Genomic DNA, 785 nt, shown 5'->3' on the forward strand with positions numbered 1-785 from the left:
GGTGGTGACTCCAACCCGTTGATTATATGATAGAATCTTCCTTAACTTTTTAGAGGCATTTTAATGGCTATCATCCAAGTAAGCTGCCGTTTTTGTAATCAAACTGAGTCTGTTCGGAAACATGGTATCGGGGCTGCTGGCTTTCAGCGATTTCGTTGCCTTGATTGCAAACGTTCATTTCAACTTGACTATGCTTATGAAGCCTACAAACCAGATGTTAAAGAACAAATCGTTGATATGGCTATGAATAGCTCTGGTGTTAGAGAAACAGCTCGTGTATTAAAGGTGGGATATAACACTGTACTACGCACTTTAAAAAAATCTCACACCTCAACAAGTCACAACGATACCTTTTGACCTTGCCAATATTGAGCTGATATGCGAAGTGGACGAGCAATGGTCGTTTGTTGGTAAGAAGAAAAATCAACGTTGGCTTTGGTACGCATGGGAACCTCGATATAAACGTGTGATTGCTCACGCTTTTGGGAAAAGGAATACCGATGCCTTTAAGGAGCTGCAACGCTTATTATCAAAATTCACTATCCCATTTTACTGCACTGACGATTATGGTGTGTACAGTGCCAACCTACCGATAGAGAAGCACATCATTGGTAAACGATACACACAAAGGATAGAAAGAACCAACCTCACACTAAGATCTCGCCTCAAACGTTTAGTTCGAAAAACGATTGGATTTTCGAAGTCGGAAGAGATGCACGATAAGGTTATCGGAACCTTTATTGAACGAGAGTACTACCATTAATCAACAGGTTGGAGTCATGACC

1 protein-coding gene is annotated in these 785 nt (G+C 41.0%); it reads left to right on the forward strand.

Going from position 1 to position 785, the window contains the following annotated elements; translation table 11 throughout:
• The first annotated feature begins 63 nt into the window (after window positions 1-63).
• Window positions 64-763 (forward strand): IS1 family transposase gene (locus AB4484_RS22510; RefSeq protein WP_372080497.1). Its coding sequence is split into 2 segments (ribosomal slippage): window positions 64-321 and window positions 323-763, totalling 699 coding nucleotides; the frame shifts between segments, so codons are not numbered across the junction.
• Window positions 764-785: the final 22 nt, after the last annotated feature.

It is taken from the genome of Vibrio sp. 10N.261.46.A3, from assembly GCF_041472995.1.
Lineage (GTDB): Bacteria > Pseudomonadota > Gammaproteobacteria > Enterobacterales > Vibrionaceae > Vibrio > Vibrio coralliirubri.